The 15,865-nt window shown below is 53.5% G+C and carries 15 protein-coding genes and 3 pseudogenes; 9 read left to right on the forward strand and 9 right to left on the reverse strand.

What is annotated here, in order from left to right; all coding sequences use genetic code 11:
- The first annotated feature begins 105 nt into the window (after nucleotides 1-105).
- The gene (locus F8561_RS05200) at nucleotides 106-402 is read left to right on the forward strand and encodes a YicS family protein (RefSeq protein WP_020882719.1); all 297 of its coding nucleotides are present in this window, start codon (nucleotides 106-108) and stop codon (nucleotides 400-402) included.
- A gap of 27 nt (nucleotides 403-429) precedes the next feature.
- Here F8561_RS05200 and F8561_RS05205 read toward each other — a convergent pair whose 3' ends face one another.
- A complete protein-coding gene (locus F8561_RS05205) occupies nucleotides 430-1,380 on the reverse strand; it encodes a LacI family DNA-binding transcriptional regulator (protein ID WP_014168010.1) in 951 nt (316 codons plus the stop codon).
- 293 nt (nucleotides 1,381-1,673) lie between these two features.
- Here F8561_RS05205 and F8561_RS05210 point away from each other — a divergent pair, with 293 nt between their 5' ends.
- The 6 genes from F8561_RS05210 to F8561_RS05235 all read left to right on the forward strand — a co-directional run bounded on the left by F8561_RS05210 (nucleotide 1,674) and on the right by F8561_RS05235 (nucleotide 7,603).
- Nucleotides 1,674-1,988: a PTS sugar transporter subunit IIB gene (locus tag F8561_RS05210; protein WP_014830072.1), complete on the forward strand. Its 315-nt coding sequence runs from the start codon at nucleotides 1,674-1,676 to the stop codon at nucleotides 1,986-1,988.
- A gap of 11 nt (nucleotides 1,989-1,999) precedes the next feature.
- Complete coding sequence (locus F8561_RS05215) at nucleotides 2,000-3,325, forward strand: PTS cellobiose transporter subunit IIC (RefSeq protein WP_014168008.1); 1,326 nt, start codon at nucleotides 2,000-2,002, stop codon at nucleotides 3,323-3,325.
- A 17-nt stretch (nucleotides 3,326-3,342) separates the two neighbouring features.
- Nucleotides 3,343-4,725: a glycoside hydrolase family 1 protein gene (locus F8561_RS05220; protein WP_151887220.1), complete on the forward strand. Its 1,383-nt coding sequence runs from the start codon at nucleotides 3,343-3,345 to the stop codon at nucleotides 4,723-4,725.
- Entirely contained in the window at nucleotides 4,725-5,027 is a 303-nt protein-coding gene (locus tag F8561_RS05225; protein ID WP_014168006.1) for a PTS lactose/cellobiose transporter subunit IIA, read from the forward strand. Before F8561_RS05220 ends, F8561_RS05225 begins: the two co-directional genes overlap by 1 nt.
- A gap of 138 nt (nucleotides 5,028-5,165) precedes the next feature.
- Entirely contained in the window at nucleotides 5,166-6,545 is a 1,380-nt protein-coding gene (locus F8561_RS05230) for a carbohydrate porin (protein WP_014168005.1), read from the forward strand.
- A gap of 152 nt (nucleotides 6,546-6,697) precedes the next feature.
- On the forward strand, nucleotides 6,698-7,603 hold the full coding sequence (locus tag F8561_RS05235) for a DMT family transporter (protein ID WP_020882723.1): 906 nt from the start codon (nucleotides 6,698-6,700) through the stop codon (nucleotides 7,601-7,603).
- 48 nt (nucleotides 7,604-7,651) lie between these two features.
- Here the strand turns inward: F8561_RS05235 and nepI are convergent, their stop codons facing one another.
- Nucleotides 7,652-8,842, reverse strand: coding sequence for a purine ribonucleoside efflux pump NepI (nepI, locus tag F8561_RS05240; RefSeq protein ID WP_151887221.1), 1,191 nt, complete (start codon nucleotides 8,840-8,842; stop codon nucleotides 7,652-7,654).
- Between the two features lie 206 nt (nucleotides 8,843-9,048).
- On the opposite strand from nepI, the gene F8561_RS05245 reads away from it, so the two are divergent.
- Complete coding sequence (locus tag F8561_RS05245; protein ID WP_047742718.1) at nucleotides 9,049-10,047, forward strand: aldo/keto reductase; 999 nt, start codon at nucleotides 9,049-9,051, stop codon at nucleotides 10,045-10,047.
- A gap of 66 nt (nucleotides 10,048-10,113) precedes the next feature.
- Here the strand turns inward: F8561_RS05245 and F8561_RS05250 are convergent.
- The 5 genes and pseudogenes from F8561_RS05250 to F8561_RS05275 form a co-directional block, all read right to left on the reverse strand.
- Nucleotides 10,114-10,245 (reverse strand): annotated as a pseudogene (locus F8561_RS05250) (acetyl-CoA C-acetyltransferase); the annotation flags it as partial.
- Nucleotides 10,239-10,418: pseudogene (locus tag F8561_RS05255) on the reverse strand (acetyl-CoA acetyltransferase); the annotation flags it as partial. The pseudogenes F8561_RS05255 and F8561_RS05250, both read right to left, overlap by 7 nt.
- On the reverse strand, nucleotides 10,415-10,828 hold the full coding sequence (locus tag F8561_RS05260) for a carboxymuconolactone decarboxylase family protein (RefSeq protein WP_014167999.1): 414 nt from the start codon (nucleotides 10,826-10,828) through the stop codon (nucleotides 10,415-10,417). The gene F8561_RS05260 and the pseudogene F8561_RS05255, both read right to left, overlap by 4 nt.
- On the reverse strand, nucleotides 10,815-12,035 hold the full coding sequence (locus F8561_RS05265) for an MFS transporter (protein ID WP_014167998.1): 1,221 nt from the start codon (nucleotides 12,033-12,035) through the stop codon (nucleotides 10,815-10,817). The genes F8561_RS05260 and F8561_RS05265 overlap by 14 nt, the downstream gene beginning before the upstream one ends.
- Before the next feature lie 135 nt (nucleotides 12,036-12,170).
- Nucleotides 12,171-12,683 (reverse strand): annotated as a pseudogene (locus F8561_RS05275) (HAD family hydrolase); the annotation flags it as partial.
- Between the two features lie 572 nt (nucleotides 12,684-13,255).
- Here F8561_RS05275 and F8561_RS05280 point away from each other — a divergent pair.
- Nucleotides 13,256-14,176 (forward strand): LysR family transcriptional regulator, encoded by a 921-nt coding sequence (locus F8561_RS05280; protein WP_020882730.1) that lies wholly within the window; start codon nucleotides 13,256-13,258, stop codon nucleotides 14,174-14,176.
- Here the strand turns inward: F8561_RS05280 and F8561_RS05285 are convergent.
- Together F8561_RS05285 and F8561_RS05290 are read right to left on the reverse strand one after the other, a co-directional pair.
- Nucleotides 14,173-14,625 carry a DUF1198 domain-containing protein gene (locus F8561_RS05285; protein ID WP_020882731.1) on the reverse strand — a complete coding sequence of 151 codons (453 nt, stop codon included), beginning with the start codon at nucleotides 14,623-14,625 and terminating at the stop codon, nucleotides 14,173-14,175. The two genes, F8561_RS05280 and F8561_RS05285, sit on opposite strands and share 4 nt — an antisense overlap.
- A 186-nt stretch (nucleotides 14,626-14,811) precedes the next feature.
- Nucleotides 14,812-15,816, reverse strand: a complete 1,005-nt coding sequence (locus F8561_RS05290) for an alpha/beta fold hydrolase (protein ID WP_020882732.1) — start codon at nucleotides 15,814-15,816, stop codon at nucleotides 14,812-14,814.
- Nucleotides 15,817-15,865: the final 49 nt, after the last annotated feature.

The following is a 15,865-nucleotide window of genomic DNA, read 5'->3' on the forward strand; positions in this document are numbered from 1 at the left end:
TTCTCATACGCAGGAAGACAAAAATTCATACTTTCGGCTGGCGTCGCTACACTGAATGTAACGATATATTTCATGGGAAGCCTGTGACGTCTAAAGGGGATTTTGATGAAAGCTGCACACCTGGTTTGCCTGCTCGTTTGTCTGCTCTTCGCCGCGTTTGTCCATGCCCAGGAAAAAGACGATCCCGTGAAAGAGGCCCAGATAAAGCAGCAGATCCTTAAAGATGTGAAGAAGGCCTGTACGCCCCAGAAAAAGCAGAGCGATAAAGCCTGGCAGGCGATGATTTTGTCGTCTGAGGCCAATCAACTGTTGATCAAAAACGCCATCACGGCCGTGAAGCGCGACAATCTGGATGCTTACTGGGACGCGGTCAGTCAGGTGGATTGTATGGAAGATTATTAAGCGTGAAGCCGGGCTTCACGCTTTTTTTTAGCGCTTTCGTACATCCGGAATAATCAAATCCCCGCGCAGAACATAGGACCCGAGCATCTGCGTTTTCTCCGTCAGCCAGCCCACAATACGTGCCGCCATAGCATCCATCGAGTATTCAATGGCCGGGATCACCGGGATACCCGGCAGATGCAGCGATCCGGCAAGGCTAAAGACCATAATGTCGTCCGGCACGGATTTATTAAATGCCTGCAGCTGCGGGATCACCCGCTGAGCTTCCTGTTCGTCCGCCACCAGCAGCGCGTTAAAATTCAGCGTGCTCGCATTGTTAAGCAACTCCTGCAGCGCAACGGATGAGGAGGTGGCATCCATAAAGACGAGGTTGCGATTAAAGGGCAGGAAATTTTTCTCCAGCGCGTGTTTATAGCCCAGCAACACCTGGTCGGCGAAACCGCTGCCTTGCGGATGGATCAGGGCTATCTGGCGTCGCCCCTGGCTGGTCAGATAGTTACAGGCGGTTTCGGCGGCAAAGGCGTGATCGAACTGGATGCTGTTGGAATTATCGGACTCCATACAGTCAACGAGAATGACATTGTCCATCTCGACGTCCAGCGGGAAACGCGCGCCAATCACCAGGATGTCATCACATAACCCACAGGAAAGTTCTTCCAGGGCGTGCATCACTTCCGCTTTGGTATGCGCGAAGCGCAACAGCAGATGTTTTTGATGCTGGCTGAGGTGCTTTTCCAGCGCGTAAAGATAACCGGTGGTCTGGTTAATATTCTCCTGCGCGCAAATCACCCCAATACACCCCGTCGACTGGCTCAGCAGCGACTGCGCAATTACATTGGGCCGGTAGTTCAGTTCATCAACCGCTTTTAAAACGGCCTGGCGGCTGGCTTCCTTTACGCCACGCGACCCACTCAACACTCGCGATACCGTGGCTTTAGACACCCCGGCAAGACGTGATACATCATTGATTGTCGACATCTCTTTCCCCTGGCAGGCTTACTTCGCACCTGCAAATTCCATCACCGCTACGGCTCATATTATAGCCAGAATGGAGTATATCCTTTTCCGTTTTTCATGGAAACCGATTTTCCATTTCAACTCAAAATGATGTCAAAACGCGCAAATTATGTGACATGCATCTGGTTAATTAGCGTCATAAGTAGTGGATCTTGATGGTTGTCACACTTCTGTCTTTTATAAATGGAAACCGGTTTCCGTATAATGTCCAATCATCCTCGCAATAACTTTTTACATTTAGAGGATGGTTGTCGATGTTCAAGATTATGCTGTGTTGCTCTGCCGGGATGTCCACCAGCCTGCTGGTCAGCAAAATGGTCGATGTCGCGAAAGAGCGCGGGTTGCCGGTAAAAATAGACGCGTATGGCGTTTCCGAATTTGATACGCAGTTTCCGCAGTACCAGGTTGTCCTTCTCGGACCCCAGGTGAAGTACATGTTACAGACACTCTCAGACAAGGCGGCTACAAAGGGCATCCCGGTCCAACCCATCGACATGATGGATTACGGTATGCAACGTGGCGATAAAGTACTGGACTATGCTCTGTCGCTCATCGAAGCGGCACACTAAAAGGTGTTCACATGAGTTCGTTATATCAATCAATGGTCGCGGTTATTGAGCAGTCAATTACCCCGCTGGCCGCGAAGCTCGGCCAGCAAAAGTATGTGATTGCCATCCGCGACGGCTTTACCGCCGCGCTGCCGTTTATGATCATCGGCTCGTTTATGCTGGTGTTCATCTTCCCGCCCTTCTCCGCGGATACGACAAACAGCTTTGCCCGCGGCTGGCTGGATTTCTCCCAGACTTACCGTGAACAGCTGATGCTGCCGTTCAACCTCAGCATGGGCGTGATGACGTTCTTCATTTCGGTGGGGATTGGTGCAAGCCTGGGGCGTCAGTTTAACCTCGATCCGGTGATGTCCGGTCTGCTGGCCTTTATGGCCTTCCTGCTGGTGGCGGCTCCGTATGCCGACGGCAAGATCTCGACCCAGTACCTCTCCGGCCAGGGGATTTTCACCGCGCTGATTACCGCCATCTACTCCACCCGCGTGTATGCGTGGCTGAAGCAGAACAACGTGACCATCCGTCTGCCGAAAGAAGTGCCGACCGGTGTGGCGCGTTCGTTTGAGATCCTGATCCCGGTCATGGTGGTGATCGGTACCCTGCACCCGCTGAACCTGTTTATCGAAGCACAAACCGGGATGATTATCCCGCAGGCGATTATGCACCTGCTGGAACCGCTGGTCTCTGCATCTGACTCCCTGCCTGCCATTCTGCTCTCCGTGCTGCTGTGCCAGATCTTCTGGTTTGCCGGTATCCACGGCTCGCTGATTGTCACCGGCATCATGAACCCGTTCTGGATGGCCAACCTGTCCGCAAACCAGGCGGCACTGGCGGCTGGCGCGGCGCTGCCACACGTTTACCTGCAGGGTTTCTGGGACCACTACCTGCTGATTGGCGGCGTCGGCTCCACGCTTCCGCTGGCCTTCCTGCTGCTGCGCAGCCGCGTCACACACCTGCGCACCATCGGCAAAATGGGCGTTGTGCCCAGCTTCTTTAACATCAACGAACCGATTCTGTTCGGCGCGCCAATCATCATGAACCCGATGCTGTTTATCCCGTTCGTGTTTGTTCCGCTGGTGAACGCCTGCCTGGCGTACGGCGCCACCAAAATGGGCTGGCTGGCACAGGTGGTGTCGTTAACCCCGTGGACGACCCCGGCCCCTATTGGCGCATCGTGGGCGGCAAACTGGGCGTTGAGCCCGGTGGTGATGTGTCTGGTGTGTATGGTGATGTCAGCGCTGATGTACCTGCCGTTCCTGCGTGCTTACGAGCGTACGTTGATGAAAAACGAAGAGCAGAAAGCCCAGGCAACCGTCGGTGCCGCTGAAACAGCAAGTCATTAAGTCAAAGAGGAAAGGTCATGAAATACGCATTTCCCGATAATTTCTGGTGGGGCAGCGCAAGCTCCGCCCTCCAGACCGAAGGGACACGAGAGGGTGAAACCACCTGGGATTACTGGTTTGCCCGCGAGCCGAACCGTTTTCATAATGGCGTGGGACCGCAGCACACCTCCACGTTTTATCAACACTGGAAAACGGACATTCAGCTGTTAAAGCAGCTGAACCACAACAGCTTTCGCACCTCGATTAGCTGGGCGCGCCTGATCCCCGACGGTATCGGTGAAGTGAACCCGGAAGCGGTCGATTTTTATCATCAGGTCATTGATGAGCTGATTGAACAGGGTATTACCCCGTTTATCACCCTGTTCCACTTCGACATGCCGATGGCGATGCAGGAGATTGGCGGCTGGGAAAACCGCAACGTGGTGGACGCTTACGCCCGTTATGCGCAGATTTGCTTCGATCTGTTTGGCGATCGCGTGCTGCACTGGTTTACCTTCAACGAGCCGATTGTGCCGGTGGAAGGCGGCTATCTGTACGATTTCCACTATCCCAACGTGGTGGATTTTCGTCGTGCGGCCACCGTGGCGTATCACACCGTGCTGGCGCATGCGCAGGCGGTACGCGCTTACCGTGCCGGGCACTACGCCGGGGAGATCGGTATCGTACTGAACCTGACGCCGTCCTATCCGCGCTCGCAAAACCCGGCTGACGTCAAAGCGGCACACATTGCGGACCTGATGTTTAACCGCAGCTTCCTTGACCCCGTCCTGCGCGGTGAATACCCGGCGGATCTGGTGGCGTTGCTGAAATCTTACGATCAGCTCCCCGCCTGCAAACCGGAAGACAGTTTCCTGATTGCGGAAGGAAAAATCGACCTGCTCGGCATTAACTATTATCAGCCGCGTCGCGTGAAATGCCGTGACAGTGCGGTGAACCCACAGGCACCGTTTATGCCGGAGTGGTTCTTTGATAATTACGAAATGCCTGGCCGCAAGATGAATCCATACCGTGGCTGGGAAATTTATGAGCCGGGTATTTACGATATTCTGATTAACCTGCGCGACAATTACGGTAACCCACCCTGTTTTATTTCTGAGAACGGTATGGGTGTCGAAAATGAACAGCGCTTTATTGAGAATGGTCAGATAAACGATCAATACCGCATCGATTTTATTTCCGAACATTTGGCCTGGCTGCATAAAGGTATTAGCGAAGGGTGCCAGTGTCTTGGCTACCATATGTGGACCTTTATTGATAACTGGTCGTGGTGTAATGCGTATAAAAATCGCTACGGATTTATCCAGCTCGATTTAACTACCCAGCAGCGCACCATCAAGAAAAGCGGCGAGTGGTTTGCCGCCACCGCATTAAATAACAGTTTTGACAGAGAGTCAGTGTAATGATCGCATTAGAAGAAGCCGTAATGGAAATTATCGTCAACGCCGGTCAGTCGCGTAGCCTGTGCTTTGAAGCCCTGCACGCGGCGCGTCAGGGCAACCTTGACGAAGCCAAAAGCCTGCTGCGCGAAGCCGATGGCTACGCGCGCCAGGCGCACAAAATGCAGACCAAACTGATCGAACAGGATGCGGGCGAAGCCCGCCAGCCGATGACCTTAATAATGGTTCACGCGCAGGATCATTTAATGAATTCCCTGCTGGCACGTGAATTATCCGAAGAAATAATCCATTTATATCAGAGATAATGTATGGCGAAAAAACGTTAATGTAATCACTCTGTACCTAAAATAGAAATCCACTTGTTCTGATGATAGCGACAAACTCTGTCAGATCGGAGCGGGATGGTTATTGTCTGAATAAAATTAAACTATATTGAGATAACCATGAATTATATTAAAAAACTTCCATTAACCATGGCGGTTGTCGCCGCGCTTTGCCCAATTTCTGTACTCGCACAAGAATTTACGCAAGAGCAAATCGACGCCATCGTGGCGAAAGCGGTAGACAAAGCGCTGGCCGAACGGCAGGCCAAAATGGACGCCGCCGTCGCGAAAAAAGCGGACGTGGTCACCGAACCGCAAAGCGCGGCGCAATCACCGGACCTCGCGATTCCGTTTGGGGTTAAATTTACCGGCTATGCCCGCTACGGCGCGCACTTCCAGGCAGCCGATCAGAAATACGTGGCGGTAGACGGTTCCTATAACGGTGCATCCGCAATCGGTCGTCTGGGTAACGAAGGCAACGGCGGTGAATTCCAGCTCTCCAAAGCCTTCAAGGGCGACAACGGTGCCATCTGGGACATCAACGTGATGATCGACCACTGGGGCGACGAGGTTAACCTGAAAAAAGCCTATGCCGGTGTGACCAACATTATGGCCTCCAACCCGAACGCCTACTTCTGGGCCGGCCGTGACTTCCACCAGCGTCCACAGCAGGGTATCAACGATTACTTCTGGATGAACCACGACGGCCAGGGTGCCGGGGTGAAGAACTTCGACATCGGCGGCGTGCAGTTTGACGTTGCCGCGGTGGCCGCGGTGGAATCCTGTAGTCCGGAAGTGATGGAAGATGAGGCGAACCCGTCGCGCATTACCTGTACCGGCGGTTCCGGCACGGGCGACAAAGGTAACTACGCTGCGACCTCAAAAATCCACGGCATGAAAGTCGGCCCGCTGGATCTGGAGCTGTACGCGAACTACGGTTTTGACTCCAAAGCCATTGAGAGTGAAGAGCGTCTGAAGGCCTGGCAGGGCGGCGTGGTGCTGAGCCACACCAACGACAGCGGCGTGAATAAGGTGATTGCCCGTTATTCTGATAACGCGGATAACAGCGTATTCAACAAAACCGAGGATCTGACCACGGTCTACGCCAGCTTCGAAGGGCTGTACAAATTCACCCAGGCCACGCAGGTGGAGTACATCCTCGCCTTCCACGACTACGACAACAGCCGCGATAAAACCGACAACCGTAAGAACTACAACGCCATCGTGCGCCCGATGCACTGGTGGAACGACGTTCACTCCACCTGGCTGGAAGCGGGCTGGCAGCACGTGGATTACGACAATGGCGGTGATAACAAAGGCTGGAAGCTGACCCTGTCGCAGAACATGTCTATCGCCATGGGGCCAGAGTTCCGCCCAATGCTGCGCTTCTACGTGACCGGCGGCAAAGTGGATAACGAACGCACCGCCCGTGTGAACGGTACAAAAGATGAGACGCTGGATGATTTCAACGTCGGCGCGATGTGGGAAGCGTGGTTCTAAGCAAGGTAAAAGCAAAACGGCAACGCACGTTGCCGTTTTTCGTGTTTGCACCCTCTCCCTGTGGGAGAGGGCCGGGGTGAGGGCATCAGGCCACACCGCACCCGGCAAGACCCATGTTATGCTACACAAAAACCAACATAACAGGGGAGAACATGGGTTCCACACGTAAAGGAATGCTCAACGTTCTGATCGCCGCCGTTTTATGGGGCAGCTCAGGGGTTTGCGCACAGTACATCATGGAGAAAAGCCAGATCTCGTCCCCTTACCTGACGATGATTCGCCTGCTGTTTACCGGCGTCATCTTGCTGACCCTCTCCTTCGTTCATGGCGACAAGATTTTCTCAGTCATCAAACATCGTAAAGACGCCCTCAGCCTGCTGTTTTTCTCGCTGGTTGGTGCGCTCACCGTCCAGCTCACCTTCCTGCTGACGATTGAAAAATCCAACGCGGCGACGGCCACCGTGCTGCAGTTTCTCTCGCCAACGATCATCGTCGCCTGGTTCGCGCTGGCGAGGAAAAAACGTCCCGGCGTGTTTGTTTTATCCGCCATTTTGACGTCACTTGTCGGCACCTTCCTGCTGGTCACCCACGGCGATCCGACCTCGCTCTCCATCTCCCCTGCCGCCCTGTTCTTCGGTATCGCCTCGGCCTTTGCCGCCGCGTTTTATACAACCTACCCGTCGACGCTTATCGCCCGCTACGGCACGCTGCCGATTGTTGGCTGGAGTATGTTAATCGCGGGGGTCGTGCTGACGCCGTTCTACGCCGGACGCGGGACCACCTTCGTGATTGATGGCAGCCTGCTGCTGGCGTTTTTCTATCTGGTGGTGATTGGCACAGCGCTGACGTTCAGCCTGTATCTGAAAGGCGCGCAGATGATTGGCGGGCCGAAGGCGAGCATTCTGAGCTGTGCCGAGCCGCTGAGCAGCGCCCTGCTGTCGGTGATTTTGCTTGGGGTGGCGTTTACGCTGCCGGACTGGCTGGGCACGCTGTTGATTGTGTCGTCGGTGGTGCTGATTTCGATGGATTCGAGAAGACGGGTTCAGACATCGGCATAGCCTGATGCCCTCCCCCCATCCCTCTCCCACGGGAGAGGGAGAAAAGCATTACTTCGCCTTAACCTTCCCCGCCACCAGCAGCGCGGTCAGCAGCATCAGCGTACCGGAAATCACCAGCGGTGACGTCAGCCCCAAATGGTCCAGCGCAACGCCGCCGATCGCCGCACCGCAGGTGTTCGCCAGCTGGATCACCGCGACCTGAATCGACCCGGCTTTTTCCGCCTGATCGGCGAGCGAGCGGGTGATCCACGTCGACCAGCCCACCGGCACCAGCGCAAAAGCAAAGCCCCAGATGATCGCAATCGCCGACGCAACCCACTTATCGCTGCCCCACAGCACCAGCACCGCAGCGCTAATTGCCAGCACCAGCGGCGCACCCGCCAGCGCCACTTTCAGGGAACGCTTCAGGAACGGGGACGACAGCGAGGTACCGACAAAGCTGGCGATACCGAAGCTCAGGAGCACCAGCGTCAGGCCATCCACATCAAACCCGGCCATGTTCATGAATACCGGGCGGATATAGGTGAAGAAGGCAAACTGTCCGGCAAATGCCATAAAGATGGCGGTCATCCCCGCCAGCACGCCCGGGCGCTTCAGCAGGCTGAACATATTCTGTTTATGGTGTGCCGCTTCCCCCGGTAAGGACGGCAGCGCTTTCCAGACCCAGAGAATGCAAAGCACCCCCATCACCGCGGCAGCGTTAAAGACGTTACGCCAGCCGATGATCCCGCCAAGGAAACTGCCCAACGGCGCAGCAATGACCAGCGCAATCGAAACAGCACCAAAGATCACGGAGAGGGCTTTCGGCACGGTGCGCGCGGGAACCAGACGCATGGTGAGCGAGGCCGACATCGCCCAGAAGCCGCCTAATCCCAGCCCCAGACAGGCGCGACCCAGCAGCAGCAGGGTGAAGTTATTGGCAAAAGAGACCAGCAGGCAGGAGAGCGTCAGCAGCACGCTGAACAGAATGACCACTTTACGGCGGTCGATGGTGCCGATCACCTGGGTAATAAACAGGCTCGCGAACATCGCCACAAACGCAGTCACGGTAACAGACTGCCCCGCCACCCCTTCGGAAATGCCCAGATCCTGCGCCATCGGCGTCAGCAGGCTCACCGGCAGAAACTCAACGGTAATCAGGCAGGCAACGCAAAATGCCACGGAGAAAACCGCCGACCAGTTGGGGCGAGTGACCTCCAGGGTCTGCGGTCTGGGTGTGGGCTGAATGTGTTCTGTCATGGCGTCACCTGAGATAAAAACGTGCGGAAAAGTCGCGCAGTTTATCATCAAAAGTGTGACGGATTTAACGATTTGACAACTTTTGTCGTTTTTAATGAGCCTGAAGAGAGCGCGTCGTCGACTGATACCTTTTCTGCATAACGAAAATGAAAATTCAGTATCCACATTTGAGGTGAAACAATCATAGCGTCTGAAAAGGAGAAACTATGAAAACACGTAATTTATCTCAAAATCTTACCGTCAGTGCCGTCGGCTACGGTGCCATGGGTCTGAGTGAATTTTATGGCCAGACTGATGACAACGCCTCGCTGCGGGTATTGCATAGCCTCATCGATCTGAACGTGACGTTTATTGATACCGCAAATTTATATGGCCGTGGTCATAATGAAAGACTAATCGGTCATTTTCTTGCCGGGCTGGATAAAAGCACTCGCGAGCAGTTCAAAATAGCCACGAAATGCGGCATCGATCGCTCTCCCGACGAGTCTTATGCCCGCACCATCAACAATACGCCTGACTATATCATCCGCTGCTGTAATGAGTCCCTCAAGCGGCTTGGCGTGGAGCGAATCGACCTCTTTTATCTACACAGACTGAGTAACACCACCCCGGTCGAAGAGAGTATGGATTGTCTGCGCACCCTTGTGAAAGAGGGTAAGATCAACCACATAGGCCTTTGCGAAGTGTCGGCGTCAACGCTGCAACGGGCCCATGCGGTACATCCGGTCACCGCGCTGCAAACGGAATATTCTCTGTGGACACGCGATATCGAGGAAAGCATTCTGCCGGTCGTGAAAGCGTTAGGCATTGGTCTGGTGCCCTACTCGCCTCTTGGCAGAGGCTTCCTGACGGGAAAATACCTGAACAATAGCGAATTTGCAGAGGGTGATTTCCGTAAAAATAACGAGCGCTTTATGCAGTCCAGCCTCGATCATAATCGCCAGCTGCTCGATGTCATCCACCCGCTGGCGGCGAAATACGGCTGTACCGCGGGTCAGATTGCCCTTGCCTGGCTGTTAGCGCAATACGATCGGCTGGTTCCCATCCCGGGCACTAAGCACACCGGCTATCTGGCCGAGAACGCGCACGCTGCCAACATTGAGCTTGAGAAGAGCGATATTGAATCATTGAACAACCTGCATCGCCGGATAGCAATTAAAGGCGATCGCTATTCTGCCGAAGGTATGAAGGGCGTGAACGCCTGATACCTCATCATGAAAATAAAAAAAACCGGGTTTTCCCGGTTTTTTTATATCGGATACGCCGTGCCGTTAGCGATAAACGCTCAACGCGACGCCTTCCCCACCGCCTACGCACAGCGCGGCGACGCCACACTTGCCGTCATTACGGACCAGGGCATGAACCAGCGTCACCAAAATCCGGCAAAGCGCGATTGCCCCGCCGTAAGAACCTGACCCATAATGACCTGAGAGATATTACTGGCCTCTACGCCAGATTCTTTCAGGAGCGCCTGAATGACCCGGCTTCCCAGGTCAGCGGCGGAATGCTCAGCAAGCGCGCCCAGAAATGCGCCCGTCGCCGTGCGGCGGGCTGCAATAATGACAACCTCGCTCATGCATGACTCCCTTTCAGTCCCGGCAACGTATGACCCGTCGCAGCGATTGCCGCGCGGTAGGCGGTAAGACCGTTCATACAGGCGGGAACGCCGGCATACACCGCCATCTGTATCACAATTTCAAGCAGCTCTTCCGGCGTCACGCCGGTGTTGAGCGCGCCTCTCATGTGCAGTTCCAGCTGCGGCATAGCATTACCCAGCGTCACAAGCGAGGCGACAGTCAGCATTTCGCGCGTTTTGAGTTCCAGTCCCGGACGTCCCACCACATCCCCGAACGCATAGTCGGTTATCAGGGCGGGCAGGCCCGGGTCCAGTTCGCTCAGGCGGCGGGTGACTTTATCCGCGAGCCCTGCTTCAAGACGGTCCATGATCTCTCTGCCATAGCGCGTGCGGTCATTAATTTGACTCATAAGATTTCTCCATACGGGATTGTTTTGCGGTCAAGGTTGCAGGAATAACCGCGACAAGCAGAACGGACAGGCCGATAGCCGTGCCGGCGACGATATACAGGAGCGGCATTGAAAATGATGAAACCATCCAGGCACCGACCGACGCGCCGATACCAATGGCGGTATTGAAAAACGAAACGTAGATTGCGGAGGCCGGGAAGGCTTTATCTTCAGCCATACGTAAAACCCACGTCTGGAAGCCGACAAATATTCCTGACACGGCAACGCCCCAGATAATCATGCTGGTGAATATCAGCGCAGCAGAGAGCGAGGAACCTGACAGGCCCAGAAACAGCAGCACTGCACAGATCAGCAGTACAGACAGCGAAACCGTCAGCTTGAGATACTTATCAATCATCACGCCGGTCAGGAAATTACCGGCCAGACCCGCGATGCCGTAAACAAAAAGCACGGCGGGAATAAAGGCGGTGGACAGTAAACTCTGCGTGTGAAGCCAGGGTTCAATGTACGTAAAGGCGGCAAAGTGCGCCGTAACAGCCAGCAGGGTTGCTGAGTAAATTTTCCACAGGGTAGACGATTTCAGCACACCCTTAAGCGCATCCAGGCCAAGCGCGCTTTTGCTGGCGATCTGGGGAACAAGCACGCTAATACCCACAAAGGCAATTACGCTCAGCGCGGCCATCAGCCAAAATGCCTGCCGCCAGCCGAAGTGGATACCAATGTAGTTGGAAACCGGTACGCCAAAAACGCTTGCTGCGGAAACGCCACCAAATACGATTGACGTCGCCGCACCAATATATCTGGCAGGAACCACGGCAACCGCCGTTGCGCCGATCATCGCCCAGAATGCACCGTGAGCAAGCGCGCCCAGCACGCGGGCACTAAGCAGCATTCCGTAGGTGTTTACCGTCGCGGCCATGACGTTAGAGATCAGAAGCACCACGGTGAGCACGAGTAAAAGCCGCTTCTTAGCCACATTGCCTAAAAAGACGGAGGCAAACAGCGCACTCAACGCCCCCACCCAGGCATAAAGCGACACGGTCATGCCCACCGCGGATTCCGAAGACCGTAATCCCTCTGCGATTGGCGTTAATAATCCGACCGGCGCCAGTTCGGTAGTGACAATAGTAAACGTTGAAATAGCCAGAATGAATAACGCAAGCCATGACCTTAACATCATATTTTGCGGAGAGAGTTCTGAAGTCATACTACTTACCTCAATAATGGTTTAAATAATGTGCCAATTTTTTTCTGCTGCATATCGGGTAAGCGCGGAATGCTCTCCCACACAGACGGGATGCCCAATGGCTTCGAGCATTGGAATATCCGAAAGATCGTCACCTTAGGCATAACAATCCGCTGGATTAATCTCCTTATCCCGGCAAAACGTCATCAGGGCGTCTTTTTTACCCGCTCCAATTGTTTCGGGCAGGCCGATTTCCCCCGTCAACTCGCCTGCGTCATTTATTATTAACGGAGCACAGAGTATGTCCGTTACCCCAAGATATTTCGCAATGGGTGACAGAATCGGAAGCATAGAGCCCGATATAAATACGATGTACATGTTCTGTCTCTGATGGCTTTTAAGTGCTGAAACGGCACTCTCAATAAAAAATTCGTTTTCTGGCTTACGCCTGAACCATTCATCGCCCATTTCTTCCAGATAACGACAAGACACACCTTTAAACTGGCGATAATACTCTCTGTTCAGCGTCTCCCTTGGCACACCGTTTTTTACGTCGACGCGAAAACGAGACATATAGCGTTGAAGACGATCGTTTTGATTATTTTCCCTGCACCAGAAGTCATAGAAATCAAACATGCTTTTAATATTTATTAGCGTCTCATCAACGTCAAAAAATGCGGCGTGGTTTCATCGCGCCACTGACGATACTATTGATAGTTATGGGCGGGCACCTCAACGTGACGAAACTGAATATAATTAGATTCGGGTAAACTCTTTTTATTATCGATTGGGGATTCAACAAACTTAAGCAGTTCGCGACGAATATCGGCAGAAAGAACAGCAGAGAAACGATGGAACATGGATTCCATTTCACTCTCAGCACACGCAATTTCTTTAATGTCATTGAAAGCGCGCAGTTCCAGCAGTTCATTAACACCGTTTTCTTCACAGGAAAACTAGCGAACGTTTTCATTGCTTTTTAAGGAGGTAAAATCTTTCTCTGTAAAAGTATTTTTTAACGGGAAGCGTGATACCAGTACATATTTAGACGACATAATTACTCCGAATATTGATTGAGTGAGGATTCGGGTAGAAATTTATCAATATAGGAAACAATTGGAATTGTTAAATTTGTAATATATTTTTGGTATTACTGTTGAAATGGGTTTACTGCCAGCATTTAGCGTGTAATATCGAAATGGAAAAAAGACGAAATACCTTTTCGCATTCAGGACCCACGTATGGCCACAGCAGAACATTTAATCAGCAATAACCTGCCCAGTATCAAACAATTACAATGCTTTCTCGCTGTCGCACATGAACTGAACTTCCGTAAGGCTGCCGAACGCCTACGCATGACTCAACCGCCATTGACGCGTCAGATAAAATGCCTTGAAGCGGTTCTGAAACGTCAGTTGTTCAGCCGCAACACGCATGACGTTAGCCTCACAGAAGCAGGCCGTGCGCTGGTTGTTCAGGCTGAAAAAATACTCAAAGACATCAGTAACCTAAAAGAAGATCCTCTCTCTTCTGAAACGAGCCTGCGTATTGGACTCACACGGACCCTTAATTTTGAATATATTGAACCCGTGAATACCCAGCTTCACAAAATGAACGCGGGAGATGATGTCGAAACGCCGGACCTGACGTCAGCCCAACTGCTGCAAAGCTTGTCTAAAAACATGCTGGATCTGGTGCTGACCGGTGAAAAAGGAACGGGTCATGAAGACATTGTTCAATACCGCTGGGTCTGCCAGGAACCGTTGCTCATCGCAATGCCCTCTTTACACCCTGCCAGCCTGAAAGAGAAAGTCGCGCTGGAGGATATTAGCGATCTTCCCATTTTCTGGTTTTCCAGAAGTGCCAACCCGTCATTTTACGACAAATGCGAAAGCTACTTTGATACGCTGAAAACGCCTCTGAAGCGGATAAAAGAGCCGGATGATACCCTTGTGATGCTAAGCCGTATCGCAAGAGGGAAAGGATTTGCGCTACTGCCTCAGTCGAAATGCACCTTTAATCAGGAAGGACTTTGCTACCGTGAACTCACGGACGCCGAGGCAAAAAGGTTAAACATAGATATCTATGCCGCCACTCGCCTCAATGAAAATAGAGAGGAGATTCTTAACGCACAGAATGTGTTATGCGGGAAAACGGCTTAATGCAGGTAAAACACGCCCTCTTCCGGCAGGAAAAGCTGGTTATAGCGTAACTGGAAGGCGTTTAGCTCCTGCGGATCGGGCTCCATTTCACGCATAAAACCCAGCGTCAGACGGACCTGCGCGTCCGTGATCGGCGCGGCCAGACGGGCTTTACGCAGCATACGGTGCCAGGCAAGCAAATTCTCTTCACTGCCATTAACAATGCAGACCTGCCAGATCAGCAGCACCTGCGCCGCGTTTTGCAGATGCGCCTCGTCCGGGCGTTCAAGGTAGCGGATAAACTCATTGCCGGGCGTTTTACCGAACTGATCGATCATCGATTCTACAGGAACCGGGGTGATCCCCAGCCGCTCGCTCAGGCGTTTAATTGCGCGACGTGAATCTGAGGTCAGGACCCGAAATCCCACCACAAACACCACGGCAAGCGTTGCCAGCATTATCCAGACCATGCGTTCTCCTCTACGTCAGCCGCTCATCATAGCGGGAAACGCGCGGCGTCGACAGCGGTCAAGGCCATAATAGTGCAGTGAAAAAAGGTGGAAAATCGTTATGAGGGCAGCGCCTGGCATGCTGGCGTGTAGTGCGCCGAAGACAGCCCGCGCAGAACGGGCTGCGGGGCTGTTGCTTTAGACCGGTCAGCGTGCCTGCAGCCCTTTCAGCAGCGCGTCATGGAAGCGCTGAGGGTCCTGCATCTGCGGCGCATGGCCCATGTCGTTAAACTCAACCAGCGTCGCATGCGGAATGCGTTTTTCCGTCTCCTTACCCAGTACTGCATAGTTGCCCAGCGTCTTGCGGATCGCCGGCGGGGCGAGGTCTTTCCCGATGGCGGTGTTGTCTTTGGTGCCGATCATCAATAATACCGGCATCTTCAGTTCACCAAATTCGTAGATCACCGGCTGGGTATAAATCATGTCGTAGAGCAGGGCTGAGTTCCAGGCGACACGCGTTTTGCCCGGCCCATTGTTCAGCCCGGCCAGCATCGTCACCCAACGCTCATACTCCGGCTTCCACTCCCCGGCATAGTAGGTATTTTTCTCGTACTGACGAATGCCATCGGCGCTGGTTTTAAGTTCACGCTGATACCACTGATCGACCGTAATATGCGGTACGCCGCGGGCTTTCCAGTCTTCTAAACCAATCGGGTTAACCATCACCAGCTGTTCCACTTCCTGCGGCCACATCAGCGCGTAGCGGGTCGCCAGCATGCCGCCGGTCGAGTGCCCAATAACCGTCACGCGATCGACGCCGAGCTGCTTAAGCAACGCGTGGGTGTTATCCGCCAGCTGCTGGAAGGTGTACTGGTAATGCTCGGGTTTGGTGGATTTACAAAAACCAATCTGGTCTGGTGCCACCACGCGGTATCCGCTGGCGGAAAGTGCGCGGATAGTCCCCTCCCACGTTCCGGCGCAGAAGTTTTTACCGTGCATCAGCACCACGGTGCGGCCGTTGGGTTTTTCTGGCTTAACGTCCAGATAGGCCATATCAAGCGGCTGATGTTGCGAGGTAAAGGTGAAATGCTTAACCGGCCAGGCGTAATCAAACCCCTCCAGCTTCTCGCCGTACGTCGGCGCATCCGCCGCCAGAGCGGGGGAGGCAAGCGCCACCAATAGCGCAAGACAGGATAGTCGTCGGTTTACCATGCAAGCTCTCCATAACAAAACGGACAAAAGCCGCGGGGTGCGGCAGCAA

Source organism: Enterobacter sp. 198 (genome assembly GCF_009025585.1).
GTDB lineage: Bacteria > Pseudomonadota > Gammaproteobacteria > Enterobacterales > Enterobacteriaceae > Enterobacter > Enterobacter ludwigii.

Excerpts from the sequence above, each read along its gene's own strand:
- F8561_RS05200 (WP_020882719.1), top strand. The coding sequence starts at position 106 with ATGAAAGCTGCACACCTGGTTTGCCTGCTCGTTTGTCTGCTCTTCGCC.
- F8561_RS05205 (WP_014168010.1), bottom strand. The coding sequence starts at position 1,380 with ATGTCGACAATCAATGATGTATCACGTCTTGCCGGGGTGTCTAAAGCC.
- F8561_RS05210 (WP_014830072.1), top strand. The coding sequence starts at position 1,674 with ATGTTCAAGATTATGCTGTGTTGCTCTGCCGGGATGTCCACCAGCCTG.
- F8561_RS05215 (WP_014168008.1), top strand. The coding sequence starts at position 2,000 with ATGAGTTCGTTATATCAATCAATGGTCGCGGTTATTGAGCAGTCAATT.
- F8561_RS05220 (WP_151887220.1), top strand. The coding sequence starts at position 3,343 with ATGAAATACGCATTTCCCGATAATTTCTGGTGGGGCAGCGCAAGCTCC.
- F8561_RS05225 (WP_014168006.1), top strand. The coding sequence starts at position 4,725 with ATGATCGCATTAGAAGAAGCCGTAATGGAAATTATCGTCAACGCCGGT.
- F8561_RS05230 (WP_014168005.1), top strand. The coding sequence starts at position 5,166 with ATGAATTATATTAAAAAACTTCCATTAACCATGGCGGTTGTCGCCGCG.
- F8561_RS05235 (WP_020882723.1), top strand. The coding sequence starts at position 6,698 with ATGGGTTCCACACGTAAAGGAATGCTCAACGTTCTGATCGCCGCCGTT.
- nepI (WP_151887221.1), bottom strand. The coding sequence starts at position 8,842 with ATGACAGAACACATTCAGCCCACACCCAGACCGCAGACCCTGGAGGTC.
- F8561_RS05245 (WP_047742718.1), top strand. The coding sequence starts at position 9,049 with ATGAAAACACGTAATTTATCTCAAAATCTTACCGTCAGTGCCGTCGGC.
- F8561_RS05260 (WP_014167999.1), bottom strand. The coding sequence starts at position 10,828 with ATGAGTCAAATTAATGACCGCACGCGCTATGGCAGAGAGATCATGGAC.
- F8561_RS05265 (WP_014167998.1), bottom strand. The coding sequence starts at position 12,035 with ATGACTTCAGAACTCTCTCCGCAAAATATGATGTTAAGGTCATGGCTT.
- F8561_RS05280 (WP_020882730.1), top strand. The coding sequence starts at position 13,256 with ATGGCCACAGCAGAACATTTAATCAGCAATAACCTGCCCAGTATCAAA.
- F8561_RS05285 (WP_020882731.1), bottom strand. The coding sequence starts at position 14,625 with ATGGTCTGGATAATGCTGGCAACGCTTGCCGTGGTGTTTGTGGTGGGA.
- F8561_RS05290 (WP_020882732.1), bottom strand. The coding sequence starts at position 15,816 with ATGGTAAACCGACGACTATCCTGTCTTGCGCTATTGGTGGCGCTTGCC.